Origin of the sequence: Pseudomonas sp. HR96 (assembly GCF_034059295.1) — a bacterium.
Lineage (GTDB): Bacteria > Pseudomonadota > Gammaproteobacteria > Pseudomonadales > Pseudomonadaceae > Aquipseudomonas.
The window spans coordinates 4,544,426-4,567,500 of sequence record NZ_CP139141.1; the positions used below are offsets into that span (position 1 = coordinate 4,544,426).

At 63.8% G+C, this 23,075-nt stretch carries 20 protein-coding genes and 2 tRNA genes; 9 read left to right on the forward strand and 13 right to left on the reverse strand.

Annotated elements, in window-relative coordinates; all coding sequences use genetic code 11:
- Positions 1 to 22 precede the first annotated feature (22 nt).
- From SFA35_RS20290 to pcaQ, 5 genes are all read right to left on the reverse strand, one after another.
- Entirely contained in the window at positions 23 to 400 is a 378-nt protein-coding gene (locus SFA35_RS20290) for a hypothetical protein (RefSeq protein ID WP_320572302.1), read from the reverse strand.
- Positions 397 to 750 (reverse strand): helix-turn-helix domain-containing protein, encoded by a 354-nt coding sequence (locus SFA35_RS20295; protein ID WP_320572303.1) that lies wholly within the window; start codon positions 748 to 750, stop codon positions 397 to 399. The genes SFA35_RS20290 and SFA35_RS20295 overlap by 4 nt, the downstream gene beginning before the upstream one ends.
- Before the next feature lie 103 nt (positions 751 to 853).
- Positions 854 to 1,297 carry a YkvA family protein gene (locus tag SFA35_RS20300; RefSeq protein WP_320572304.1) on the reverse strand — a complete coding sequence of 148 codons (444 nt, stop codon included), beginning with the start codon at positions 1,295 to 1,297 and terminating at the stop codon, positions 854 to 856.
- Positions 1,298 to 1,623: 326 nt separating this feature from the next.
- Positions 1,624 to 2,394: an FKBP-type peptidyl-prolyl cis-trans isomerase gene (locus tag SFA35_RS20305; protein WP_320572305.1), complete on the reverse strand. Its 771-nt coding sequence runs from the start codon at positions 2,392 to 2,394 to the stop codon at positions 1,624 to 1,626.
- 206 nt (positions 2,395 to 2,600) lie between these two features.
- A complete protein-coding gene (pcaQ, locus tag SFA35_RS20310; protein ID WP_320572306.1) occupies positions 2,601 to 3,521 on the reverse strand; it encodes a pca operon transcription factor PcaQ in 921 nt (306 codons plus the stop codon).
- Between the two features lie 254 nt (positions 3,522 to 3,775).
- Between pcaQ and SFA35_RS20315 the strand changes: the two genes are divergently transcribed.
- The 3 genes from SFA35_RS20315 to SFA35_RS20325 all read left to right on the forward strand — a co-directional run bounded on the left by SFA35_RS20315 (position 3,776) and on the right by SFA35_RS20325 (position 7,993).
- Positions 3,776 to 5,623, forward strand: a complete 1,848-nt coding sequence (locus SFA35_RS20315) for a di-heme-cytochrome C peroxidase (protein WP_320572307.1) — start codon at positions 3,776 to 3,778, stop codon at positions 5,621 to 5,623.
- The gene (locus tag SFA35_RS20320) at positions 5,620 to 6,813 is read left to right on the forward strand and encodes a catalase family protein (RefSeq protein WP_320572308.1); all 1,194 of its coding nucleotides are present in this window, start codon (positions 5,620 to 5,622) and stop codon (positions 6,811 to 6,813) included. Before SFA35_RS20315 ends, SFA35_RS20320 begins: the two co-directional genes overlap by 4 nt.
- A gap of 88 nt (positions 6,814 to 6,901) precedes the next feature.
- Positions 6,902 to 7,993 (forward strand): Gfo/Idh/MocA family oxidoreductase, encoded by a 1,092-nt coding sequence (locus tag SFA35_RS20325; RefSeq protein ID WP_320572309.1) that lies wholly within the window; start codon positions 6,902 to 6,904, stop codon positions 7,991 to 7,993.
- A 116-nt stretch (positions 7,994 to 8,109) separates the two neighbouring features.
- Here SFA35_RS20325 and SFA35_RS20330 read toward each other — a convergent pair.
- Together SFA35_RS20330 and SFA35_RS20335 are read right to left on the reverse strand one after the other, a co-directional pair.
- Positions 8,110 to 8,186, reverse strand: a tRNA-Asp gene (locus SFA35_RS20330).
- Between the two features lie 19 nt (positions 8,187 to 8,205).
- Positions 8,206 to 8,281: transfer RNA gene (locus tag SFA35_RS20335), tRNA-Val, on the reverse strand.
- A gap of 161 nt (positions 8,282 to 8,442) precedes the next feature.
- Here SFA35_RS20335 and rdgC point away from each other — a divergent pair.
- Positions 8,443 to 9,363: a recombination-associated protein RdgC gene (gene rdgC / locus SFA35_RS20340; protein ID WP_320572310.1), complete on the forward strand. Its 921-nt coding sequence runs from the start codon at positions 8,443 to 8,445 to the stop codon at positions 9,361 to 9,363.
- Between the two features lie 24 nt (positions 9,364 to 9,387).
- Positions 9,388 to 10,359: a bile acid:sodium symporter family protein gene (locus SFA35_RS20345; RefSeq protein WP_320572311.1), complete on the forward strand. Its 972-nt coding sequence runs from the start codon at positions 9,388 to 9,390 to the stop codon at positions 10,357 to 10,359.
- On the opposite strand, the gene SFA35_RS20350 is transcribed toward SFA35_RS20345, so the two are convergent.
- The 4 genes from SFA35_RS20350 to SFA35_RS20365 form a co-directional block, all read right to left on the reverse strand.
- Entirely contained in the window at positions 10,337 to 10,621 is a 285-nt protein-coding gene (locus SFA35_RS20350) for a HigA family addiction module antitoxin (RefSeq protein ID WP_320572312.1), read from the reverse strand. The genes SFA35_RS20345 and SFA35_RS20350 overlap by 23 nt on opposite strands.
- A 12-nt stretch (positions 10,622 to 10,633) precedes the next feature.
- A complete protein-coding gene (locus SFA35_RS20355; RefSeq protein ID WP_320572313.1) occupies positions 10,634 to 10,912 on the reverse strand; it encodes a type II toxin-antitoxin system RelE/ParE family toxin in 279 nt (92 codons plus the stop codon).
- Positions 10,913 to 11,112: 200 nt separating this feature from the next.
- Positions 11,113 to 12,984: an MFS transporter gene (locus SFA35_RS20360; protein WP_320572314.1), complete on the reverse strand. Its 1,872-nt coding sequence runs from the start codon at positions 12,982 to 12,984 to the stop codon at positions 11,113 to 11,115.
- A 14-nt stretch (positions 12,985 to 12,998) separates the two neighbouring features.
- The gene (locus SFA35_RS20365) at positions 12,999 to 14,186 is read right to left on the reverse strand and encodes an MFS transporter (RefSeq protein ID WP_320572315.1); all 1,188 of its coding nucleotides are present in this window, start codon (positions 14,184 to 14,186) and stop codon (positions 12,999 to 13,001) included.
- Positions 14,187 to 14,324: 138 nt separating this feature from the next.
- Between SFA35_RS20365 and SFA35_RS20370 the strand changes: the two genes are divergently transcribed.
- Positions 14,325 to 17,795 (forward strand): NahK/ErcS family hybrid sensor histidine kinase/response regulator, encoded by a 3,471-nt coding sequence (locus SFA35_RS20370; protein WP_320572316.1) that lies wholly within the window; start codon positions 14,325 to 14,327, stop codon positions 17,793 to 17,795.
- Here the strand turns inward: SFA35_RS20370 and rmuC are convergent.
- Positions 17,770 to 19,143: a DNA recombination protein RmuC gene (rmuC, locus tag SFA35_RS20375; RefSeq protein ID WP_320579148.1), complete on the reverse strand. Its 1,374-nt coding sequence runs from the start codon at positions 19,141 to 19,143 to the stop codon at positions 17,770 to 17,772. The genes SFA35_RS20370 and rmuC overlap by 26 nt on opposite strands.
- Before the next feature lie 139 nt (positions 19,144 to 19,282).
- Between rmuC and SFA35_RS20380 the strand changes: the two genes are divergently transcribed.
- From SFA35_RS20380 to SFA35_RS20390, 3 genes are all read left to right on the forward strand, one after another.
- Positions 19,283 to 19,477, forward strand: coding sequence for a hypothetical protein (locus SFA35_RS20380; protein WP_320572317.1), 195 nt, complete (start codon positions 19,283 to 19,285; stop codon positions 19,475 to 19,477).
- A gap of 864 nt (positions 19,478 to 20,341) precedes the next feature.
- Positions 20,342 to 20,566, forward strand: coding sequence for a hypothetical protein (locus tag SFA35_RS20385; protein WP_320572318.1), 225 nt, complete (start codon positions 20,342 to 20,344; stop codon positions 20,564 to 20,566).
- A 433-nt stretch (positions 20,567 to 20,999) separates the two neighbouring features.
- Entirely contained in the window at positions 21,000 to 22,271 is a 1,272-nt protein-coding gene (locus SFA35_RS20390) for an OmpP1/FadL family transporter (protein WP_320572319.1), read from the forward strand.
- 75 nt (positions 22,272 to 22,346) lie between these two features.
- Here SFA35_RS20390 and SFA35_RS20395 read toward each other — a convergent pair whose 3' ends face one another.
- A complete protein-coding gene (locus SFA35_RS20395; protein WP_320572320.1) occupies positions 22,347 to 23,075 on the reverse strand; it encodes an adenosylcobinamide-GDP ribazoletransferase in 729 nt (242 codons plus the stop codon).

Below are 23,075 nucleotides of genomic sequence, written 5' to 3' on the forward strand. Positions count from 1 at the left end.
TTGAAAGAGCGCTGGCGGCGCCTCAGCTGGCGCGCTGCTCGGGCTCGGGATAGCTGTATTCGAACACTCGCACCACCTCGGAGGCGTGCCAGGACGCCGCCGCGACGCCATCGGACGGCCCGGAGAAGCGCCCCAGGCGCTCCACGCATTCAAAGAAGCCAGTGCGCGGCAGGCGGCTGGCGCCCTGGCTGATCACCAGCGAGCTGCGAAGCGGCTGCTCGGCACGGGCGTCGAGCACGGCCAGATGTTCCAAGGCAGCGGTCAGGGTCTGCATGGCGGGGGTGGGCAACTGCAAGCGCTCGAGCAGCGCGCGGTAAGTCAGCAGGTGACGTTGGCGGCGCGCATGGTCCAGTTCGCTGAGCAGCCCCTCCCACTGTTGGCGGCTGATGCGCACGCTCATGACGCTTCCCTCCAGCCCGGCACCCCCAACTCCCATGCCAGGCTGCGGCGGATGGCAGCATCGGGCTCGCGCTCGCCGCTTTCGATCATGCTCAGGTATGAAGGGCTGATACCCACGGCGCGGGCCAGGGTCGCAGCGGCCAACGCCTTGGCCTCGCGCAGGCGGCGCAGCTCGCTGAAGGCGGGCAGGCTGTCAGCCGCAGCGGGGCCAACGGCAGCGGCCGGGGATGCAGTTGGCGCTGCGGGCCGCTGCTCGCGTACTCCGGCGGCCTGCAGCAGCGCTTGATACTGGTCCCAGGGGACTATCGCGTATTCCGGCTGGCCATCGCGGCTGATGACTTGAATGTCCATGAAACCCCCTGCTGGAATGACTCTGGGCGGTTGGTCTGATCGCGAAATATTTTGTTTCGATACGGGATCTTACCAGCCGTCACGGAGTCACGGGGAGGCTAATTCATCGGTGCTGCTCCAGATCCAGCTCGCCGCCGCTCCGGGGCAGGCGTTCGACCACCTGCAGATGCTGCGGATCCTGACGTTCGCGCCAGGCACGGAAGGCGTCAAGCTCGGTGCTGAGAGTCTTCATGACCCAGCTCAGCACGGCGATGTCGTCGAGCATGCCGACGCCCAGAATCCAGTCGGGGATAAAGTCGATGGGGCTGACGAAATACAGCAACCCGGCCACGATCGAGACCATCGACTTGGCGCTGATGGCCCGGTACTCGCCGCGCCAGTACGCCATGCACAATGCCTGCAGCAGACGCACGTCGTCGCGCAGCTTGCCCAGGCGGTAATGCTTGCTCTTGCGGGTCACCGCGAAGATCAACGCAGGCAACCGCCCGCGGCTCAGGAGCCGCTCCGCCAGGGGCACGAAGCGGCCAAAACTGAAAGGTGCTTTCATGTCTTCTCCAAGGATGGGTAACGATACGGGCACCGGCAATGTTATCCACTGTAATTGTGGATAACCTTGTGAACAGAGGGCCTGCGGCACCCCTGGCAGCCCCACGGAACAAGGGCCAAGGCTGGATCGGGCGTTTTTTGCCCATTCGAGTGTGACCGTAGGACGCTCGCGCTGGTTCCGCAGGATGCAGTTTTGCGATGTTTTTGCTGTCGGGCCAAGCGCAGATCGGGCTTTACGACCTCTCGGGGTCGCCTCGCCCCCCCCATTCAACAATAAAAAAGCCCCGTATCAACGGGGCCTTTCGTGAAGCGGCACCATCTGCACCCTTACTTGGCGGGAGCGGCGCTGTCTTCGTCTTCGTCACCGGCTGCCGGCGCAGCGGCTGGAGCGGCGGCGTCAGCCTTGGCCGGATCCTTGATGGCCAGCAGCTCGAGGTCGAATACCAGTACCGAGTTGGCCGGGATGGTCGGGCTTGGGCTCTGGGCGCCGTAAGCCAGCTCAGCCGGGATGAACAGCTTGATCTTTTCGCCAACGTGCATCAGCTGCAGGCCTTCGACCCAACCTGGAATCACGCCGCTGACCGGCAGATCGATCGGGCTGCCGCGCTCGATGGAGCTGTCGAAGACCTTGCCGTCGATCAGCTTGCCTTCGTAGTGAACGGTGACCACGTCGGTCGGCTTGGGCTGAGCGCCGTCGGCTTTCTTGATGACCTGGTATTGCAGGCCGGAAGCGGTGGTGACCACGCCGTCTTTCTTGGCGTTTTCCGCCAGGAATTTCTTGCCGTTGGCTTCAGCTTCGGCGTTGGCCTTGGTCATGCGCTCTTCGGAACGCTTCTGCAGATCGGCAAAGGCGGCGACCAATTCGTCGTCCTTGAGTTTTTGCGGCTTCTTGCCGACGGCGTCTTCGATACCCTGGGCGACTGCCTTGGAATCGAGGTCGTCCATGCCTTCCTGGGCCAAGCTTTTACCCATGTTCAGGCCGATGCCGTACGAGGCTTTCTGGGCTGGGGTTTTCAGCTCTACGCTGGAGTGCTGATCGCAGCCAGCCAGAACCAGACTTACCAGGGCAACTGCCGCCGCCAACCGATGCTGTTTCATGCTATTTCCTTGTTCATGCGCCATAAGGGCAATCAATTAAAGCCGCGAGCTTAGCAGCGGCCCCGACCAATGGCTACCGGGATAGGAGCCGAAAAATGCAGATAAGTTCAGGCTTGCCAAGGGATTACCAAGGCCTGACGGGCCCCTGACGCAAAGCTGACAAAACGTTGCCCGATGTTTCAACTTGCGCCCGACAGCCAAACCACTCAGCGTCGGTAGCTCAAGGCTACTTCACGCACTACATCGCACAGCCACTGGGCTGGGAGCGGCAATGGCAACGCGGCATTGCTGCAGATGCCCACCGAGCCGCCTGGTTCGTTGACACCCAGGTCAAGCTCGCACAATTCGCCCTGGGCGACCTCCAGGCGCACCGCATCGCGCGGGGCCACCCAAATGGCGTCGCTGGTCTGCACGTAGCGGCGGCTGAGGGTCGGCGAAAGGGTCTCCAGGCGCTGGCCCGGCAGCTCGATGCCGCATTGCACGAACAGGCTGTCGGCGTGCTTGCGGATGGTAGTGCCGGCCAAGGGCAACACCAGCGGGTAATGGTTAATCAGCGCGCGCTCGGTGGGCTGGCTGGCCAGCAGAGGATGACCGGGGCGAACGGCCAGGGTCATCGCCTCGCTATACAAATGCTCGAACAGCAAGCCCTGGATCTGCGGGCTGTCGGTCATGCGCCCGACCACCACGTCAAGGTCGCCGACGTGCAGTTGCGACAACAGATAGGCACTGGGCCCGGTCGCCACACTGATCACCAGGGCCTCATGGCGCGCGTGCAGCAGCCCCAGCACCTGCGGCATCAGCTGGCTCTCGACGGTCGACAGCACACCGACTCGCACCTGCGGCGCCTGATGCTCCTCGAGCCGCAGGGTGCGCACGCCGTCGCGCAGGGCCTGCACGCACGGGCCGGCGTAGCGCATGAAGCGCACCCCGGCGGGAGTCAGTTCGACGCCCTGCTTGCCACGCTCGAACAGCCGGGTCTCGAGCAGGCCCTCAAGTTCCTTGACCGTCTTGGAGATGGCCGGCTGGCTGATCGACACGGCGTCGGCCGCCTTGGCGAAGCTGCCGTGGCGAGCGATTTCAAGAAAGCACAGCAGGTGGCGGAACTTGATGCGGGTATCGAGATTCATGGCGCTCGGACAGCGGTTGTCACGGAGGAGCACTTTAGCAGGTGGCCGGGTTCAAGTCGCCGCCACAACTGCCGACAACGGGTGCACCGGGGGAAAAACTGGCGTGAAGCCACCACCCTAAAAAATCAGAATTTTCCTACAGGCAAACCGGAAAAATCCGCTAGCTAGCCACTTGCCATTACTGCTTGCCCTCAGGCATAAATCGCCTCCCGTGCGACCGCCCAGCGAGCCACCCAACGTCCAAGGAAGTTCCCGTGCGCCTGATCACCTGCGCCCTCTCATTGCTGGGCATCGCCGCCGTGGCGGCCCCCGCCGTGCTGCTCTATAACGTCGCCCATCCCAACCTGCCGGACTTCACCGCGCCGACCAGCGTGCAGTACCTGGATCAATGGAGCGAGGCCGATCGCCAGACCTATTACTTCACGCCGCAAGGCACTGAGGTCAAGGGCCTGCACTATGACTGGTTCATTGCGCTGGAACTGCCGTTCTCCCAGGAGCGCTTCGCCGCTCCTGCGCACATGGCGCGCTTCGGCTTCCTGCTTGACCCGGCGCAGCACGCGACGGCGGCCAACCCTGGCAACCTGCCAGTGGGCTTTACCCGCCACACCGACCCGGCACCGGCCGGCAGCCCGGCCATCAGTTACCTGGACATCACCTGCGCCGCCTGCCACACCGGCGAGTTGCGCCTGGGCGGCAAAGCCGTGCGCATCGACGGTGGCTCGGCGCAGCACGTGCTGCCTTCCAGCGTGCCGACCTGGCGCGGTGGCAGCTTCGGCCAGGCGCTGGTGTCGAGCATGGCCGCCACCTATTACCTGCCCTGGAAATTCAATCGCTTCGCCCACCGCGTGCTCGGCGACCAGTACGAACAACAGCGCGACGCCCTGCGCCTGGCATTCAAGGCGTCGCTGGACACCTTCGCCCGCACCGCCTGGAACGATTGGCACCGCGGCCTCTACCCCACCGAAGAGGGCCCGGGCCGCACCGATGCGTTCGGCCGTATCGCCAACGCCACCTTCGGCGATGCCATCTCCCCGAGCAACTACCGGGTCGGCAACGCTCCGGTCGATTATCCGCAACTCTGGGACATCTGGACCTTCGACTGGGTGCAATGGAACGGTTCGGCGCAGCAGCCGATGGCGCGTAACGTCGGCGAATCGCTGGGCGTCGGCGCCACCCTGACCTTCTTCGACGAGCACGGCCAACCGCTGCAGGGCGCCGATCGCTACCCGTCCAGCGTGCGCGTGCGCGACCTGCACCTGATCGAGCAAACGCTGCAACGGTTGCAACCGCCGACCTGGCCGCAGGAACTGTTTGGCAAGGTCGACCTGGCGCGGGCTGCCCAAGGCCGCGCGCTGTTCCAGGAGAACTGCGCCGGTTGCCACGTACCCACTGTCGACCACGGCAGCGGCCACCCGGTGGCGCAGTTGCACATGTTGCCCACCGAGGTGATCGGCACCGACCCGACCTCGGCCGACAACATCGCCGACCAGACCTTCGACGTCAGTGCCTTGCGGTGGGATCCGGCCGAGCTCAAGCAGCGCAAGGACGTGCAGTTCGTACCGGCGCTGCAGAATCTCGATCTGACCCGCGTCTCGGTGGCCACAGGGCTGGCCTACGTGACTGCCTTCGTCGAGGACCGCGCCTACCGCGAAGCCGGCGTCGGCCCTGCCGAGCGCGCCGACATGGACGGCTTCGGGCTGCCCATCGGCGTGCGCCAATGGCGCGCCTACAAGGCTCGGCCGCTGGCCGGGGTCTGGGCCACGCCGCCCTTCCTGCACAACGGCTCGGTGCCGACTATCTACCAGTTGCTGTCGCCACAGGACGAGCGCGCCAGCACCTTCTACCGCGGCAGCTTCGAATACGACCCGCAACACCTGGGCTACCAGACTGCCGCATTCAAGGGCGCGTTCCTGTACGACACGCGCATCACCGGCAACCACAACAGCGGCCACGAGTTTCGCGACGGCCCCCGCGAGCGCGGGGTCATCGGCCGATTGCTGCAACCCGAAGAACGCTGGGCGCTGCTGGAGTACCTGAAAGTACTGGGCGGCCCCCTTGAAACCCAATTGGCGCCAACCACCGCTGCGAGCATTCAGCCATGATCGAACGTCGTCTGTTCAACCGCCGCCAGCCTGACCGGTTCGAGCGCCTGTGGCTGGGCCTGGGCCACCTGCTGCTGAGAACCATCGCCATCGTCGCCCTGCTGGCGGGCCTGAGCTGGCTGGCCATGACCGCCTGGTACGCCCACAAGTTTTCCGGGCCGGTGGCCGCCGAGGAGGTGATCCCGGCCGGTGAAGCGGGCATGACCCAGGACATCATCCAGACCGCCATCCGCGTGGTCGACCAGCACCGCGAGCAGACCCGCTACCTGCGCGACGCCCACGCCAAGGCCCACGGCTGCGTGCAGGCCGAGGTCAGGGTAGCGCCCGACCTGCCCAGCGACCTGCGCCAGGGCGTTTTCAGCGAGCCCGGTAAACAGTGGCGGGCCTGGATTCGCCTGTCCAACGGCAATGCCTACCCGCAGTTCGACAGCCTGCAGGACGCCCGCGGCATGGCCATCAAGCTGCTCGACGTGCCCGGCAGGCAACTGATGGATAGCCAGCAGGCCCGCCAGGAGCAGGACTTCGTGATGTTCAACCACGCCAACTTCTTCGTCAGCGACGTGGCCGAATACCGCCAGAACATCGCCGCCCAGGCCGAAGGCAAGAAGATCATGGCGTTTTTCCCCAGCTGGGACCCACGCAGCTGGCAACTGCGCCACCTGCTGATCGCCCAGGCGACCCTGGCCGATGCCCCCGAGAGCCCGACCCAAGCCACCTATTATTCGGTGTCGCCGTACAAGTTCGGCAGCAGCAATGCCAAGTTCCGCGTGCTGCCCGACCCCGCCAGCTGCCCGGCCTACAGCCTGGCACCGCAGAATCACGACCTGCCGAACTTCCTGCGCAGCGCCCTGTACCAGCAGCTTTCCGCCGATCGCCGGCCGGCCTGCTTCGTGCTACAGATCCAGCGCCAGGACCCGAGCCGGTATATGCCCATCGAGGACACCAGCGTGGAATGGCAGCAGAGCGACGCGCCGTTTGAAACGGTGGCGAAGATCCTCATTCCGGCTCAGGACTTCGACACGCCGCAGCAGAACCTGGTGTGCGACAACCTTTCGTTCAACCCGTGGCACGGCATCGAAGCCCACCGCCCCATTGGCGGCATCAACCGCCTGCGCCGCGCGGTGTACGACGCGGTGAGTGCCTATCGACACGCGCGCAACGCCGAAGCCCAGCCCACGCACCGAGAATGAATTGATATTTAAATTCCACAGTTTGCTATTTCTGAATTTTTATTCTAGAAATAACCCTCACACAACAACAATAGAATGAGGGCAGGCTATGCGAACGCTGGGTATCGGCTTGATCGGCACCGGCTTCATGGGACGCGCACATGCGCTGGCATTCCGCCAGGTCAGCGCAGTATTCGAGCTGCCGATGCACCTGCGCCTGGTCGCGCTGGCCGACAGCGACCCGGCGCGCGCCGAGCGTTGCGCCGCGGCGTGGGGCTTCGAGCAGGCCTGCGACTGGCAGGCGCTGATTGCCGATCCGCGCATCGACCTGGTCGCCATCACCACTCCCAACGCATTGCATTGCCCCATGGCGCTGGCCGCCCTGGAGGCTGGCAAGGCGGTGTACTGCGAGAAGCCGCTGGCGGTCAGCCTTGACCAGGCCGCATTGCTGCACCGCGCGGCACAGGCCGCAGGCGTGGTCACCCGGGTGGGTTTCAACTACCAGCACAACCCGATGATCGAACGACTGCGGCAGATGATCGCTGCTGGCGAACTTGGCGAGATCCTCGCTTTCCAGGGCGAATTCAGTGAAGACTTCATGGCCGACCCGCAGGCACCCTTCTCCTGGCGCTGCGACCCGATGCAGGCCGGCGGCGCCCTCGCCGACCTGGGCAGTCACCTTCTGGGCATGGCCCGCCACCTGCTCGGCGAAGTCGAAGCGGTGTGCGCCGACCTGCGCACTGTCCATAAACAGCGCGAAGGCCGGGTCATCGAAGTCGATGATCAGGCCAGCGCCCTGCTGCGCTTCGCCAACGGTGCCAGCGGCGCGATCAGCACCAGCTGGCTCAAGCAGGGCTACAAGAACCATCTGAGTTTCGAAATCAGCGGCACCCTGGGCACGGTGGCCTTCGACCAGGAGCGGCTCAACGAGCTGCGCCTGTATCGCCGCGGCGGGGAAGGCTTCCAACGCCTGTTGGCCGGCCCCGACCTGCCAGGTTACGCCGCCTTCAGCCCGGCGCCCGGCCACCAGCTGGGCTACAACGAGCTCAAGACTCTCGAGGTGCATGAGTTGATCATGGCCCTTTCGGGCGCCACCAAGGCTGGCAGTGACTTCGAGGATGCCTGGCAGGTGGAACGGATGACCGCTGCGATCCGCCTGGCGGCAGCGCAGGAACGATGGGTGCGGCTGGCTTCGTTGTAAGCAGAGCCGCCTGGGATGGGGCGCCGGTTTGATCTTGCAGGACAAAAAAACCCCAGACCTTTCGGCCTGGGGCTTTTTGATTGCTTCAAGGAGTTCAAGGGCCTCGAAGCGAGATATGGCGCAGCGGACGGGACTCGAACCCGCGACCCCCGGCGTGACAGGCCGGTATTCTAACCGACTGAACTACCGCTGCGCGATACACATTGAGCGATTGGTGGGTGATGACGGGATCGAACCGCCGACCCTCTGCTTGTAAGGCAGATGCTCTCCCGGCTGAGCTAATCACCCTTCACTCATCGTGTGGCGCGCATTCTACGGAGCACCCTACCCTCTGGCAAGCACTTTTTTAAATTTTTTTTGCAGGCCTTCCAAAGACTTAGCGCAGGGTTGGCGATAGCGCTCACACGGAGTTTAATGCCCGCCTTATGTATTAAGGAGAGACCTGCCCCATGTGGTTCAAAAACCTGCTTGTGTACCGTCTGACCCAGGACGTCCCTTTCGAACCCGAGGCGCTGGAGGCCGCACTGGCCACCAAGCTGGCCCGTCCCTGTGCAAGCCAGGAGTTGACCACCTACGGTTTCGTCGCCCCCTTCGGCAAAGGTGAAGACGCGCCGCTGGTGCACGTCAGCGGCGACTTCCTGCTGATCGCTGCACGCAAGGAAGAGCGCATCCTGCCCGGCAGCGTAGTGCGTGATGCAGTCAAGGAGAAGGTCGAGGAGATCGAGGCCGAGCAGATGCGCAAGGTCTATAAAAAGGAACGCGACCAGATCAAGGACGAGATCATCCAGGCCTTCCTGCCGCGTGCCTTCATTCGCCGCTCGTCCACCTTCGCCGCCATCGCCCCGAAGCAGGGCCTGGTACTGGTCAACTCGGCCAGCCCCAAGCGTGCCGAGGACCTGCTGTCGACCCTGCGCGAAGTGATCGGCTCGTTGCCGGTGCGTCCGCTGACGGTGAAAGTCGCGCCGACCGCGACCATGACCGACTGGGTCAAGACCCAGAAAGCTGCGGACGACTTCTATGTACTGGACGAATGCGAGCTGCGTGACAGCGGTGAAGACGGCGGCATCGTCCGCTGCAAGCGTCAGGACCTGACCAGCGACGAGATCCAGCTGCACCTGAGCACAGGCAAGCAGGTCACCCAGCTGTCGCTGGCCTGGAAAGACCAACTGTCCTTCGTGCTCGACGACAAGACCGTGATCAAGCGCCTGCGCTTCGAGGAAGTACTGATGGACAAGGCCGAGGAAGACGGCGGCGAAGAAGCCCTGGGGCAACTGGACGCCAGCTTCACCCTGATGATGCTGACCTTCGGCGAGTTCCTTCCGCAATTGTTTGAAGCACTCGGTGGCGAAGAAATCCCGCAGGGCATCTGACCCCTTCATTCACAAGGAAACCTCATGCGCGCCCTCGCCGCACTCAGCCGTTTTGTCGGCAACACCTTTGCCTACTGGGTCCTGCTGTTCGCCGTGCTGGCATTCATGCAGCCGCAATGGTTCATCGGCTTGAAGACCTGGATCGTGCCGTTGCTGGGGCTGGTCATGTTCGGCATGGGGCTGACCCTGCGCCTGGACGACTTCGCCGAACTCAGCCGGCATCCGTGGCGGGTGCTGCTGGGCGTGGTGGCGCATTTCGTGATCATGCCGGCGGTGGCCTGGGGTCTTTGCCAGCTGTTTCACCTGCCAGCGGAAATCGCCGTCGGGGTGATTCTGGTAGGTTGCTGCCCCAGTGGTACCTCGTCCAACGTCATGACCTGGCTGGCCAGGGGCGATCTGGCCCTGTCGGTGGCCGTGGCAGCGGTCACCACCCTGCTCGCGCCACTGCTGACCCCGGCCTTGATCTGGCTGCTGGCCTCGGCCTGGCTGCCGGTGTCCTTCATGGACATGTTCTGGTCGATCCTGCAGTTCGTCATGCTGCCGATCATACTGGGCGTGGTTGCCCAGCGCGTGCTCGGTGCCAGGGTCGGCCTGGCCCTCGAGGTGCTGCCACTGGTCTCGGTGGTCAGCATCGTGATGATTGTCTGCGCGGTGGTTGCGGCCAGCCAGGCGAAGATCGCCGAATCAGGCCTGTTGATCATGGCGGTGGTGATCCTGCACAACAGCTTCGGCTTTGTGCTGGGCTATTTCACCGGCAAGCTGTTCAAGCTGCCGTTGGCGCAACGCAAGGCGCTTTCGCTGGAGGTCGGTATGCAGAATTCCGGCCTCGGCGCAGCGCTGGCCAGTGCGCACTTCTCACCCCTGGCGGCGGTGCCCAGCGCGCTGTTCAGCGTCTGGCACAACATTTCGGGGGCGCTGCTGGCGACATGGTTTCGCAAGCTGAACGACGGGCCCGAGGCGATCACGCCCACCGTCACGCCACGGCAAGACGGCTGATCGGCGGCATTTCCCGGTGCCGGGCCTGCCACAGGTCGTACGCCCCTTGCTGGGCGATCCACACCGAGGCAGTGCCCAGGCCGGCCAGTTCCAGGCGTAGCGCCAGGTCGGCGGACAGTGCGGCGCGGCCATTGAGCACGGTGGACAGCTGGCCACGGGAATAGCCTATATGGCGCGCAAGGGACGTTACGGTCAGCCCCAGTGCGGGCAGTACGTCTTCACGCAGGGCTTCGCCAGGGTGGGGGGGATTGAACATGGCCATGAGTTTGCTCCATCAGTGGTAGTCGAGGTAATCAAGCAACTCGACATCTTCTCCGGTAAACCGGTAGATGATGCGCCAATTGCCAGAAACACTTATGGACCAATAGCCCGCGAGATCACCTTTGAGAAGGTGCAGACGATTCCCGGCGCAGTCCAGATCCCGTGGCCGAGTTGCCACATCAAGTGCCGCCAGCAACCGCCGCAGGCGGGGCACATGCTCAGCTCGAACGCCTCTCGCGCTACCTGTTGCGTAAAGGCATTTCAGGCCCTTGTGCCTGAAGCTGACGATCATGGAACAAGTGTAAGGTAGAACCTTACACCCAGGCAACCATCCTGTAAGGCCTGGCACGACAAGCAAGTGTTTCCATTCATTACATCTCTCCTGAGGATTCCTTTCCTCTGAAGAGAATGGCGGCCACCTGGTAGTGCGTCAAACAGCCTGCGCGATTTTAGGACAATCCCTCGCGACCCCTGGGACAAAACCCGGGCGCTCTACCGTTCTGCCCCGCGCAACCCCTGCACCCGCTCGCGCAGCGCCTTGGGCGTTGCCGCATCGGCCTGCACCGGTTCGCCGGCAACCACGGTCACCTTCGACCAGATGCGATGGAAAAAGCCTTTGCCCGGGTCGCGGCTGAAGAAGCTTCCCCACAGCCCCTGCAGGGCCATGGGCACCACCGGCACATTCGACTCGGCGAGAATGGTGGTGACACCACTCTTGAACTCGTCGATCTCGCCGGTGGTGGTCAGCTTGCCTTCGGGAAAGATGCACACCAGCTCGCCATCGGCCAGGTAGCGTCGGATGCGGCTGAAGGCTTCTTCGTAGATCCGCAGGCTTTCGCTGCGACCGGCGATCGGAATCGCCCCGGCGGTGCGGAAGATGAAGTTGAGCACCGGCAGCCGGTAGATCTTGTAGTACATCACGAAGCGGATCGGCCGGCGCACCGCGCCACCGATCAGCAGTGCGTCGACGAAGGACACGTGATTGCACACCAGCAACGCCGCACCTTCGTCTGGAATCAGCTGCAGGTCACGATGTTGCACGCGGTACATGGAATGGCTGAGCAGCCAGATCATGAAGCGCATGGTGAATTCCGGGACGATGCGGAAGATGTAGGTATTGACCGCGATATTGAGCAGCGAGACCACCAGAAACAGCTGGGGTATCGACAGCTTGGCCAGGCTCAGCAGCAGGATCGAAACGATCGCCGACACCACCATGAACAACGCGTTGAGAATGTTGTTGGCAGCGATCACCCGGGCCCGCTGATTTTCTGCCGTGCGCGACTGGATCAGCGCATAGAGCGGCACGATATAGAAGCCGCCGAACATCCCCAGGCCCAGCACGTCGGCCATTACCCACCAGGCCTGGCCGTAGCCGAGTACCTGCAGCCAGCTGTGCGGCTCGGCGGCCTGCGGGAAACCGCCCGAATGCCACCACAGCAGCAGGCCGAACAGGGTCAGGCCGAACGAGCCGAATGGCACCAGGCCGATTTCCACCTTGCGCCCCGACAACCGCTCGCACAGCACCGAGCCCAGTGCGATGCCGACCGAGAACACCGTGAGAATCAGCGTGACCACGGTTTCGTCGCCATACAGCCAGCTCTTGGCATAGGCCGGAATCTGCGTCAGGTAGATGGCGCCGACGAACCAGAACCACGAGTTGCCGAGCATCGAGCGTGACACGGCCTTGGTCTGCGCAAAGCCCAGGCGCAGGGTGGCCCAGGACTGGCGCAGGATGTTCCAGTCCAGCGGCAACTGCGGCGAGCTGGCAGCAGCGTGGGGGATGGCACGACTGGCCAGGTAGCCGAGCACGGCGACCAGCACGATGGCAGCCGCCACCACCGGCGCATAGTGTTGCAACGAAAGCATGATGCCGGCGCTGATGGTGCCCGCGAGGATGGCCAGGAAGGTGCCCATCTCCACCAGGCCATTGCCGCCCACAAGCTCGTTTTCGTGCAGCGCCTGCGGCAGGATCGAATACTTCACCGGGCCGAACAGCGCCGAATGCACACCCATGGCGAACAAGGCCAGCAGCATCAGCCACAGCTGGCTGAACACGAAGCCCACCGCCCCCACGGCCATGATCACCACCTCGGCCAGCTTGAGCAGGCGGATCAGCTTTTCCTTGGCGAATTTTTCACCGAACTGGCCCGCCAGCGCGGAAAACAGGAAAAACGGCAGGATGAACAGCAGGGCACACAGGTTGACCCAGATGTTGTGGTCACCCTCGATGTTCAGCTTGTAGAGAATGGCCAGAATCAGCGACTGCTTGAACACGTTGTCGTTGAAAGCACCCAGCGCCTGGGTGACGAAGAACGGCAGGAAACGGCGTTTGCCCAGCAGACTGAATTGCGATTGACTCATCTATGAACGTCCTTTCAAGAGCCTGCGACCGCCGAGCGGCGACGCATGAGGTTGAGCAGGGCCAGCACGCACAGGACGATCACCGCCAGCGCATAGCCGTCAGTGGTCGCCAGCAGGCCGAAGCGTTTTGCCAGGGCGCCGGCGATGAACGACGGCACGCAGAAGGCCAGGTAGCTGAGCACATAGAAGGTCGCCATCAGGCCAGCGCGCTCGTGGGCCAAAGCCTGGGGCATGACGCTGCGTACCGAGCCCAGAAAGCCCGAACCGAAGCCGCCTCCGGCGATCAGTGTGCCAACGAAGAACAGCCCGAGCGAGCCGGTCTGCGCCGCCACCAGCACCACCGCCAGGCCGCAGGCCAGCAGCGCGCCACCCAGGCGCAGGACCTTTTCCGCGGCGCGATTGCGCAGGCTGTAGATGGCGGCGGCACCCGCCAGGGTCATCACGGCCACCAGCGCGCCGCCGATCAGGTTGGAGGTCGAGCCAGTGATCGCACGCACCGCCGACGGCGCCAGCGACAGGAAGAAACCACCCAGCGACCAGGTCGCGGTGTTGATCGGCAGCACCCGCAACAGCGCGCCGCGCGCCTGGGGCGGCACATGCAGCGTCGGCTTGAGCGAGGCCAGCGCCCCGGGCATGCGGCTGACGCTCTCCGGCAGGCGCGTCAGCAAGATCGCCTGAAAGACGAACATGCCCAGGGCGACGATGTAGACCAGACGCAACGGCTCGGGCGCGAACTGCGCCAGCAGGCTGCTGCCCAGCGCGCCGAACGCCATGCCCAGCAACGGCGCCAGGCTGTTGAGCAGTGGCCCCTGGACCTTGTCGTTGTCGATCAGGGCTGCGCCCAGCGAACTGGTGGCGATCCCCGTGGCGAAGCCCTGCAACACGCGGGCGAAGATCAGCCAGGCGACATCCACCGCCGCGATGAACAACAGCATCGAGGCGATTTCCAGCAACAGCGCCAGCAGCAGCACCGGCTTGCGGCCCAGGTAGTCCGACAACGAGCCGACGGTGAGCAAGGCACCCAACAGGCTCAAGGCGTAGACCCCGAACACCAGGGTCAGCACCGCCGGCGAAAAGGCCCAGGCTTCCTGATACAAGTGGTACAGCGGAGTGGGAGCGCTCGACGCGGCCAGGAAGGTCAGCAGCGTGAAGGTCAAAAACACCAGGCTCCAGAAGCGCCGTGGCGGCAAGGTCGCGGTCATTGAACCCTATCCTCGAAAAATTCCGACGTGCAGTATGCACGCAGTTGCAGGGCAAGCGTGCGACCATGGTCGGCGCTGACAGCGGTGGGTGGGGCGTGGGAGACTGTGCCGTCGCCTGCTGAAACCGGAGCCCACCGCATGTCGTTGTCCAGCGGGCTGATCGCCACCGTTGCCCTCGCCTACATGGCGGTGATGTTCGCCATTGCCTTCTATGGCGACCGCCGCCGCACGCCCCTGCCGCCACGCCTGCGGGCCTGGGTCTACAGCCTGTCGCTGGCGGTCTGGTGCACCAGCTGGACCTTCTTCGGCGCGGTCGGCCAGGCCGCCGAGCAGCTCTGGGCGTTCCTGCCCATCTACCTGGGGCCGGTGCTGTTGATGGTGCTGGCGCCCTGGGTGCAGCAGAAGATGGTGCTGATCAGCAAGCGCGAGAACATCACCTCCATTGCCGACTTCATCGCCGCCCGCTACGGCAAGTCGCAGAGCCTGGCGGTGGTAGTGGCACTGATCTGCCTGGTCGGCGTGCTGCCCTATATCGCCCTGCAGCTCAAGGGCATCGTGCTGGGCGTCAACCTGCTGATCGGCGCCAGCGCCGACGCCACCGGCACCCGGGTGCAGGACACCGCGCTGGTGGTGTCGCTGATCCTGGCCCTGTTCACCATCATCTTCGGCACGCGCAACCTGGATGTCACCGAGCACCACCGGGGCATGGTCCTGGCCATTGCCTTCGAGGCGCTGGTCAAGCTGCTGGCGTTCATCGCGGTCGGTGTGTTCGTCACCTTCGGCCTGTACGACGGCTTCGGCGACCTGCTCAGCCAGGCGCAATTGGCGCCGCGCCTGGAGCACTACTGGAGCGAAACGGTGAACTGGCCGTCGATGCTGGTGCAGACCGGCGTGGCGATGATGGCGGTGATCTGCCTGCCGCGGCAGTTCCACGTCACGGTGGTGGAAAACATCGACCCCCAGGACCTGCGCCTGGCACGCTGGGTGTTCCCCGGCTACCTGTTGCTGGCGGCGCTGTTCGTGGTGCCGATCGCCTTGGCCGGGCAGCTGCGCCTGCCCGACTCGGTGCTGCCCGACTCGTTCGTCATCAGCCTGCCGCTGGCTGAAACCCACCCGGCGCTGGCCTTGCTGGCCTTCATCGGCGGCGCCTCGGCGGCGACCGGCATGGTCATCGTGGCCAGCGTGGCGCTGTCGACCATGGTCTCCAACGACATGCTGCTGCCCTGGCTGCTGCGTCGACAAAGCGCCGAGCGGCCGTTCGAGCTGTTCCGCCACTGGATGCTGACCGTGCGCCGGGTCAGCATCGTGGTCATCCTGCTGCTGGCCTACGTCAGCTACCGCCTGCTCGGCTCCACCGCAAGCCTGGCGACCATTGGCCAGATCGCCTTTGCCGCAGTGACCCAACTGGCGCCGGCTATGCTCGGCGCCCTGTACTGGAAACAGGCCAACCGTCGCGGTGTGTTCGCCGGCCTCGCCGCCGGCACCTTCCTCTGGTTCTACGCCCTGGTGCTGCCCATCGCCGCTCACAGCCTGGGCTGGCCACTGAGCACCTTCCCGGGTCTGGCCTGGCTGCACGGAAATCCGTTGAACCTGCCGATCACCCCGCTGACCCAAGGCGTGGTGCTGTCACTGGCGGGCAATTTCGCCTTGTTCGTGTGGGTTTCGCTGCTGTCGCGCACGCGCGTCTCCGAGCACTGGCAGGCCGGGCGTTTCATCAGCCAGGAAACCCGTGACCGGCCCAATCACCGGCCGCTGCTGGCGGTGCGGGTCGACGACCTGCTCAAACTGGCCGCGCGCTTTGTCGGCGAGCAACGCGCACAGCTTAGCTTCGAGCGCTATGCCGCGCGCCAGGGCAAGGCGCTGAACCGCAATCACAACGCCGACAGCGAATGGATCGCCCATACCGAACGGCTGCTCGCCGGGGTGCTTGGCAGTTCGTCGACCCGCGCGGTGGTCAAGGCCGCCATCGAAGGGCGCGAGATGCAACTCGAGGACGTGGTGCGCATCGCCGACGAAGCCTCGGAGGTGCTGCAGTTCAACCGCGCGTTGCTGCAAGGGGCGATCGAAAACATTACCCAGGGCATCAGCGTGGCCGACCGCGCGCTGCGCCTGGTGGCGTGGAACCGCCGCTATCTTGAGCTGTTCGAGTACCCCGAGGGGCTGATCAGTGTCGGCCGGCCGATTGCCGACATCATTCGCTACAACGCCGAACGCGGGCTGTGCGGCCCCGGTGAGGCCGAAGTGCATGTGGCGCGGCGCCTGCACTGGATGCGCCAGGGCCGCGCGCATACCTCCGAACGGCTGTTCCCCAACGGCCGGGTCATCGAGCTGATTGGCAACCCCATGCCCGGCGGCGGCTTCGTCATGAGCTTCACCGACATCACCGCCTACCGCGAGGCCGAATCCGCGCTCAAGGACGCCAACGAAAGCCTCGAACAACGGGTGCTGGCGCGCACTCGCGAACTGTCCGAATTGAACCTGGCGCTGACTGCCGCCAAAGGCACCGCCGAGCTGGCCAACCAGTCGAAGACGCGCTTTCTCACTGCAGTCAGCCACGACCTCATGCAGCCGCTCAACGCCGCCCGGCTGTTTTCCGCAGCCCTTTCGCATCAGGATGAAGTGCTCTCCAGCGCGGCCCAGCAACTGGTGCGCCACCTGGACAGCTCGCTGCGCTCGGCCGAAGACCTGATCAGCGACCTGCTGGACATTTCCCGCCTGGAAAACGGCAAGATCATCCCCGACGTGCGCAGCTTTGCCTTGACCGAGCTGTATGCGCCGCTGGCCGCCGAATTCACGGCACTGGCCGAAGAACAGGGCATGGCCTTGCACGTGCGCAGCAGCCAGCTGTCGATCAGCAGCGATCCCAAACTGCTGCGGCGCATCCTGCAGAATTTCCTGACCAACGCCCTGCGCTACGGCAAGGGGCCGATCCTGCTGGGGGTGCGGCGCAGCGCCGGCAACCTGCGGCTCGAGGTGTGGGACCGTGGCCCGGGCATCGCCGAGGACAAGCTGCAGGTGATCTTCGAGGAGTTCAAGCGCCTTGATAGCCATCAGACCCGCGCCGAAAAGGGCCTGGGCCTGGGTTTGGCGATCACCGACGGTTTGTGCCGGGTGCTCGGCCACCGCCTGCAGGTGCGTTCCTGGCCGGGCCAGGGCAGCGTGTTCAGCATCGAGGTGCCGCAGGCCAGTGCCACCCTGCCCGCCCCTGCCATCGCCAGCCCCGACGCCCAGCCGCTGAGCGGCGCGCGGGTGCTGTGCGTGGACAACGAAGACAGCATCCTCACGGGCATGAGCAGCCTGCTCAGCCGCTGGGGCTGCGAGGTCTGGACCGCCAGCAACCGCGCGCAGTGTCGTGCGTTGCTCGAACAGGGCGTTCGCCCGCAGCTGGCGCTGGTGGATTTCCACCTGGATGAAGGCGATACCGGCACCGCGTTGATGGCCTGGCTGCGCACCGGCCTGGCCGAACCGCTACCGGGGGTGGTGATCAGCGCCGACGGCCGCGCCGAAACCCTGGCCCTGGTGCATGCCGCAGGCCTGGACTATCTGCCCAAGCCGCTCAAGCCCGCCGCACTGCGCGCCTTGCTCAATCGCCACCTGACTCACCGCTGAGCGGCACCTCCTCGTCGCTGAGGGCCCGCTCGAGCAGGTCAGCCGGCAGGCTCTTGCTGGCCCGCGCGCCGAGCAACTTGAGCTGCTCGCTGCGGCTGACCAGGTTGCCGCGGCCCTCCACCAGCTTGTTGCGCGCCGAGCTGTAGGCCTTGTCCAGCTGCTGAAGACGGTTGCCGACCTCGTCGAGGTCCTGGATGAACAGCACGAACTTATCGTACAGCCAGCCGGCCCGTTCGGCGATCTCGCGGGCGTTCTGGCTCTGCCGCTCCTGCTTCCACAGGCTGTCGATGACCCGCAAGGTGGCCAGCAGCGTGGTCGGGCTGACGATCACGATCTGCCGGTCGAACGCCTCTTGGAACAGCGTCGGCTCGGCCTGCAGGGCTGCGGCAAACGCCGCCTCGATGGGCACGAAAAGCAGCACGAAATCCAGGCTGTGCAAGCCTTCCAGGCGATTGTAATCCTTGCCGGACAAACCTTTGACGTGGTTGCGCAGGGACAGCACATGCTGCTTGAGTGCCGCCTGGGCCACGGCGGGGTCATCGCAGGTCACATACTGCTGGTAGGCAGTGAGGCTGACCTTGGAGTCGACCACCACCTGCTTGTCGCCCGGCAGCATGATCAGCACGTCGGGCTGAAAACGCTCGCCATCGGGGCCCTTCAGGCTGACCTGGGTCTGGTACTCGCGGCCCTTTTCCAGGCCGGCGTGTTCGAGAACCCGCTCCAGAATCAACTCGCCCCAGTTGCCCTGGGTCTTCTGGCCCTTGAGGGCGCGCGTCAGGTTGGTGGCCTCGTCGCTCAGGCGCTGGTTGAGCAGTTGCAGCCGCTCGAGTTCCTTGCCCAGCGAGAAACGTTCGCGGGCCTCTTGCTGGTAGCTTTCCTCCACACGTTTCTCGAACGACTGGATGCGCTCCTTGAGCGGGTCGAGCAGTTGCCCAAGGCGCTGCTGGCTGGTCTCGGCGAAGCGCTGCTCGCGCTCGTCGAAGATCTTGCCGGCCAGCTCGGCGAACTGCGCGCGCAATTCGTCCCGCGAACCTTGCAGATCCTCCAGGCGCTGCTGATGGCTGCTCTGCTGTTCGCGCAGCTCGGCGCCGAGCGCCGCGCACTGGGCGTCGAGCTTGCGCAGCTCGGCTTCGCGGGCAGCGCGCTCCAGGCCCCAGGCGTGAGTCGCGTCGCGGCTGTTGTCGCGTTCGATCTGCAGCAGGTCCAGCTCGCGCGCCTGGGCGGCCAACTCGGCCTGCTTGCGGGCGTTGGCCTGACCCAGGTCGCTGATTTCGTCGCGGCAGGCGTCCAGCTGCGCGTTGAGCCCGTCCTGGGCCATCTGCGCGTTGGCCAGGCGTTCGTCCTGCAGGCTGGCATCGGCCTGCAAGGCTGCGACACGTCGCTGTTGCTGCCATGCCAGCACCAGCAATGGCAGGCCGGCCAGCACTAGGCCACACAACAGCGAAGTCAGTTCCAACGGCATGGCAACTCCAGTAGAGACACAGGTCATGGACCTGGGCGAGGTTATCGACGAAGGGGCGCGGACTCTACTGCAATTTTCCATCGCCGTGTTGGCGTCCGATAAAGATGAAATCTCGTGTTTGAGCCATTTTTTTTTGCTGCTTACCAGGGCCGAGCCAGAGATCGATTTTGTTGCGAAAATTCTTGACAGCTTCACCTCGCGCATCGATTCAAAAGCATGATCAGCAGCGAACGCCCGGGCTAGAGCAAACGCTTGGGACAATCCACAGAAGCTGTGGATAACTCAGTGGACAACAGCCAATCCCACGCCGCAAAGCCCGACAGTACGGGGCCTGCAGACAAACTGTCGATTTTTTCACCAATAAAAAAAATCGTTTTTTTTCATTGACTTGAATTTCCAAAAGCGGCTAGGACGGCGGCTTGTGGAAAACTGACAAGGGCGCGACAGATGCGCCCAAGAGTGTGTACAACTGCCTAAAAAAATGGCAGGGGGAGCGGGCAGCCATCGCGCTCTGGTGCTGCAAGGCCAGCAGTGGGGGGTTTCATTTGTCAAGCGATGAGGGCAAACTGGCCTGCTCGGCGCATGAAACACAAGCTGCGGTCGAAAAATGTGAACCAGCGCAAGAAAACCTTGATTCACCTACCCCAGTTGTTGTAGGCTCCGCTCCGTTAGATACAAAGCTGAAAGTCAATTAGCCGAAGCAGTTCCTGTTACAAGCCCTGAATCGCGACTCTCTATAACGAGTCCGATACCCACTAGGGCGGTCAGCGAACCGGCTTACTCGATGGTCTCCAGAATGCTTTCCCTTCTGTCAACAGAAGCTGTGCAAAGCCAACTCCTCTGAACCGACCAACCTGCAGATTGATCAGGATCTTCACCCAGGGCCCAGAACCTTTAGCCCCGGTGTGCTGCCTGCCCTCCTAGTAGCTACCAGTCAGCCCAGGCGCTCAATTGATAACGCGCTAGACACTGGCTGCTTTTGTTCCAGTCAGGTTCTTCGTGGCGGCCAATGGTGGCCCTGCGTACTGGAACGTTTTAGTCGTGCACAGATCAGATCTGTGTCTTTTGCAGGAACACCCATAACATGACTCACGCCATCCACACCCAAGACGCCATCCGCACCTTGACCAATGCCTTCGCCCCAATGAACTGCCTGATCATGGCAGCGCGCAAAGGCTGCTTCAGCTTCACCCTGGTCAATGAGCACGGCATCGCTCGCCACACCGAGCGCCTGTACCCTGATCAGTACTCCAGCGCCGAGCCGCTGCAGGCCGTGATCGACCGTACGCGTCAAGCGCTTGTCGCCTGACCGCCCGCCGGTGTGACCAGAACCCCGCTTCGGCGGGGTTTTTCATGTCCGAAATTCAGCTGCAGCGGCTAAAGCTATGGCCCTCCCTGCCGTTAACCTGCTGTAACAAACAATCTGAAAACAAGCTTTTAGCCTGAATAATTCACACTACACTTGAAGTCAGGCGGTGCCCCCGCCGCCGGCGGACCCTGCCGATTCATCGCTGCCAAGCGCCTGAGTCCGCCGGTTCTTTCAACCTCCAGCGCAAGCGTAGAACCTGATGGCCAGGCGCTGACTGACCAGTCAAGTAATGCAGGATTATTCAGGGTTTGTATTTACCCAAAAAAATCGTCTGATTGTCCGACAAACCGCTCTAAATCGTGGCATTGGGGGTATGGCGCAGACGTGAAAAACTTGTTAATTTCCGCTTCGGTGATCCCTCGGAGTTCTAATAATGAAAAAAATAATGCTCAAATCAACCATCAGCCTCGCCGTCGCCATGGCATCCAGTCAAATTTTTGCCGGTGGCTTTGCCATCAATGAGCAAAGCATCAGTGGCATGGGCACAGGGTTTGCGGGTCGCTCTTCCTCTGCTGACGACGCCAGCACTGTCTATGGCAACCCTGCCGGCATGTCCCGCCTGAAATCCGAACAAGTCAGCATCGGCGCTGCCGTGCTCGATGCCAAGACCAATATCCGTGGCTCCGGCACCTTTGGTGGCAGCACCGATGGCGACATGGTGCCGTTTATCGCCGTGCCTATGGGCTACTACGTCAAGCCGCTGTCCGACCAGTGGGCCGTCGGCGTGGGCTTCTACGCCCCCTTCGGCCTGGTCACCGACTACGAGAGCGGTTTTACCGGCCGCTACTTCGCCAACAAGAGCAAGGTGTCGGTGGTGACCTTCCAGCCCACCGTCAGCTACGCCTTCAACGACAAGGTTTCCATCGGTATCGGGCCGACCTTCAACCGCATCGACGGTGAACTGACCGCCGACACCCTGAACGCGGCCACCCCGGGCCGCAACGATGGTTCGGTGAAGATCAAGGGCGACGACACCGCCGTCGGCTTCAACGCCGGCCTGTTGGTACAGGCGACAGACAGCACTCGTCTGGGCCTGACCTACCACTCCAAGGTCAGCTACAACCTGGATGGCCACACCAAGATCCAGGGCACTGGTTTCAGTGTGTTCAGCGGCAGCAAGTACGACGCCAGCCTGAGCATCGACACCCCGGAATCGGTGGACTTCTCGGTCACTCACCAGCTCAACGCCGACTGGACCCTGTACGCCGGCAGCACCTGGACGCGCTGGAGCCGCCTGCAGCAGATCACCGTCAACAACAGCGGCGTGCCGGTGCAACTGGGTGGCAGCGCAGGGCCTATCGGCACCATCAGCGAACCGCAGAACTGGCACGACACCTGGTCGCATGCCATCGGCGCCGCCTACCAGTTGAACAAGCAGTGGGTGCTGCGCACCGGCTTCTCGGTCGACCAGTCGCCGACCAACAACACCGACCGCTCGCCACGCATCCCCACCGGCGATCGCAAGGCCATCAGCTTCGGTGCCGGCTTTACCCCGGTGGACAACATCACCATCGACCTGGCGGTTTCCTACCTGAAGGAAGAAGACACCAGCGTCAATCTGGCCAGCGCCACCAAAGGCGCGCTCAACGCTGATTACAAGAACAGCGCCTGGGGCTTCGGCAGTGCTGTGACCTACCGCTTCTGATAGTCGTTGCGGGTCAAAGACCGGCCTGCTGCCTCTCGGGGACTTCGTCTCCGAGAGGCAGCAGGCCGGTTTCGTTTATAAAGCCCACACCACCAGCACTGCCATCTCGACAATTTCCAGCACTGCCCCCGCCGTATCTCCGGTGGTCCCACCCAAGCGGCGGATCATCAAGCGCCGCAACCACGTCACTACCAGCACCGCCACCAGCACACTGGCCAAGCCGTGCCCCGGGGCAATCAATACGCAACCCAACGCCACCAGGCCCAGCACCCACCAACCCTGGCGCCGCGGCAGATGATCGGCCAGCGCCTGCCCCAGGCCGCCGGCACGGATGTAGGCAGTGGTCAGAAACAACCCCAAAAGTACCGCCCGGCCCAGCACCGGCGTCAGCAACAACGCTGGCCAGGCGTGCAGCTGCAGCACCGCCGCCAGGGCACAGAACTTCAACAGCAGCACCACCACCAGGGTGACCACGGCAATCGGCCCGCTGCGCGGATCCTTCATGATCAGCAGGGTCCGCTCGCGGTCACCGAAGCCGCCAAGCCAGGCGTCGGCGCTGTCGGCCAGACCGTCCAGATGCAGGGCACCGCTGAACAACACCCAACCGGCGAGCAACAATGCGGCCTGCAGCAACGGCGGCGCGCCTTGCAGCAGCCATTGGCCCAGACACAGCAGCAGGCCCAGCAGCAGGCCGACCAGAGGATAAAACAACAGTGACCGGCCCACGGCCTGGGGCGCCGGCATGCCCGGCAGACGGACCGGCAGGCGGCTGAGAAACTGCAGGGCGATCAGCAATGGCGCCAT

What these genes read in the sequence shown, in the direction of transcription:
- SFA35_RS20290 (WP_320572302.1), bottom strand. Translation starts at nt 400, where the DNA reads ATGAGCGTGCGCATCAGCCGCCAACAGTGGGAGGGGCTGCTCAGCGAA.
- SFA35_RS20295 (WP_320572303.1), bottom strand. Translation starts at nt 750, where the DNA reads ATGGACATTCAAGTCATCAGCCGCGATGGCCAGCCGGAATACGCGATA.
- SFA35_RS20300 (WP_320572304.1), bottom strand. Translation starts at nt 1,297, where the DNA reads ATGAAAGCACCTTTCAGTTTTGGCCGCTTCGTGCCCCTGGCGGAGCGG.
- SFA35_RS20305 (WP_320572305.1), bottom strand. Translation starts at nt 2,394, where the DNA reads ATGAAACAGCATCGGTTGGCGGCGGCAGTTGCCCTGGTAAGTCTGGTT.
- pcaQ (WP_320572306.1), bottom strand. Translation starts at nt 3,521, where the DNA reads ATGAATCTCGATACCCGCATCAAGTTCCGCCACCTGCTGTGCTTTCTT.
- SFA35_RS20320 (WP_320572308.1), top strand. Translation starts at nt 5,620, where the DNA reads ATGATCGAACGTCGTCTGTTCAACCGCCGCCAGCCTGACCGGTTCGAG.
- SFA35_RS20325 (WP_320572309.1), top strand. Translation starts at nt 6,902, where the DNA reads ATGCGAACGCTGGGTATCGGCTTGATCGGCACCGGCTTCATGGGACGC.
- rdgC (WP_320572310.1), top strand. Translation starts at nt 8,443, where the DNA reads ATGTGGTTCAAAAACCTGCTTGTGTACCGTCTGACCCAGGACGTCCCT.
- SFA35_RS20345 (WP_320572311.1), top strand. Translation starts at nt 9,388, where the DNA reads ATGCGCGCCCTCGCCGCACTCAGCCGTTTTGTCGGCAACACCTTTGCC.
- SFA35_RS20350 (WP_320572312.1), bottom strand. Translation starts at nt 10,621, where the DNA reads ATGGCCATGTTCAATCCCCCCCACCCTGGCGAAGCCCTGCGTGAAGAC.
- SFA35_RS20355 (WP_320572313.1), bottom strand. Translation starts at nt 10,912, where the DNA reads ATGATCGTCAGCTTCAGGCACAAGGGCCTGAAATGCCTTTACGCAACA.
- SFA35_RS20360 (WP_320572314.1), bottom strand. Translation starts at nt 12,984, where the DNA reads ATGAGTCAATCGCAATTCAGTCTGCTGGGCAAACGCCGTTTCCTGCCG.
- SFA35_RS20365 (WP_320572315.1), bottom strand. Translation starts at nt 14,186, where the DNA reads ATGACCGCGACCTTGCCGCCACGGCGCTTCTGGAGCCTGGTGTTTTTG.
- SFA35_RS20370 (WP_320572316.1), top strand. Translation starts at nt 14,325, where the DNA reads ATGTCGTTGTCCAGCGGGCTGATCGCCACCGTTGCCCTCGCCTACATG.
- SFA35_RS20380 (WP_320572317.1), top strand. Translation starts at nt 19,283, where the DNA reads ATGGACCTGGGCGAGGTTATCGACGAAGGGGCGCGGACTCTACTGCAA.
- SFA35_RS20385 (WP_320572318.1), top strand. Translation starts at nt 20,342, where the DNA reads ATGACTCACGCCATCCACACCCAAGACGCCATCCGCACCTTGACCAAT.
- SFA35_RS20390 (WP_320572319.1), top strand. Translation starts at nt 21,000, where the DNA reads ATGAAAAAAATAATGCTCAAATCAACCATCAGCCTCGCCGTCGCCATG.
- SFA35_RS20395 (WP_320572320.1), bottom strand. Translation starts at nt 23,075, where the DNA reads ATGGCGCCATTGCTGATCGCCCTGCAGTTTCTCAGCCGCCTGCCGGTC.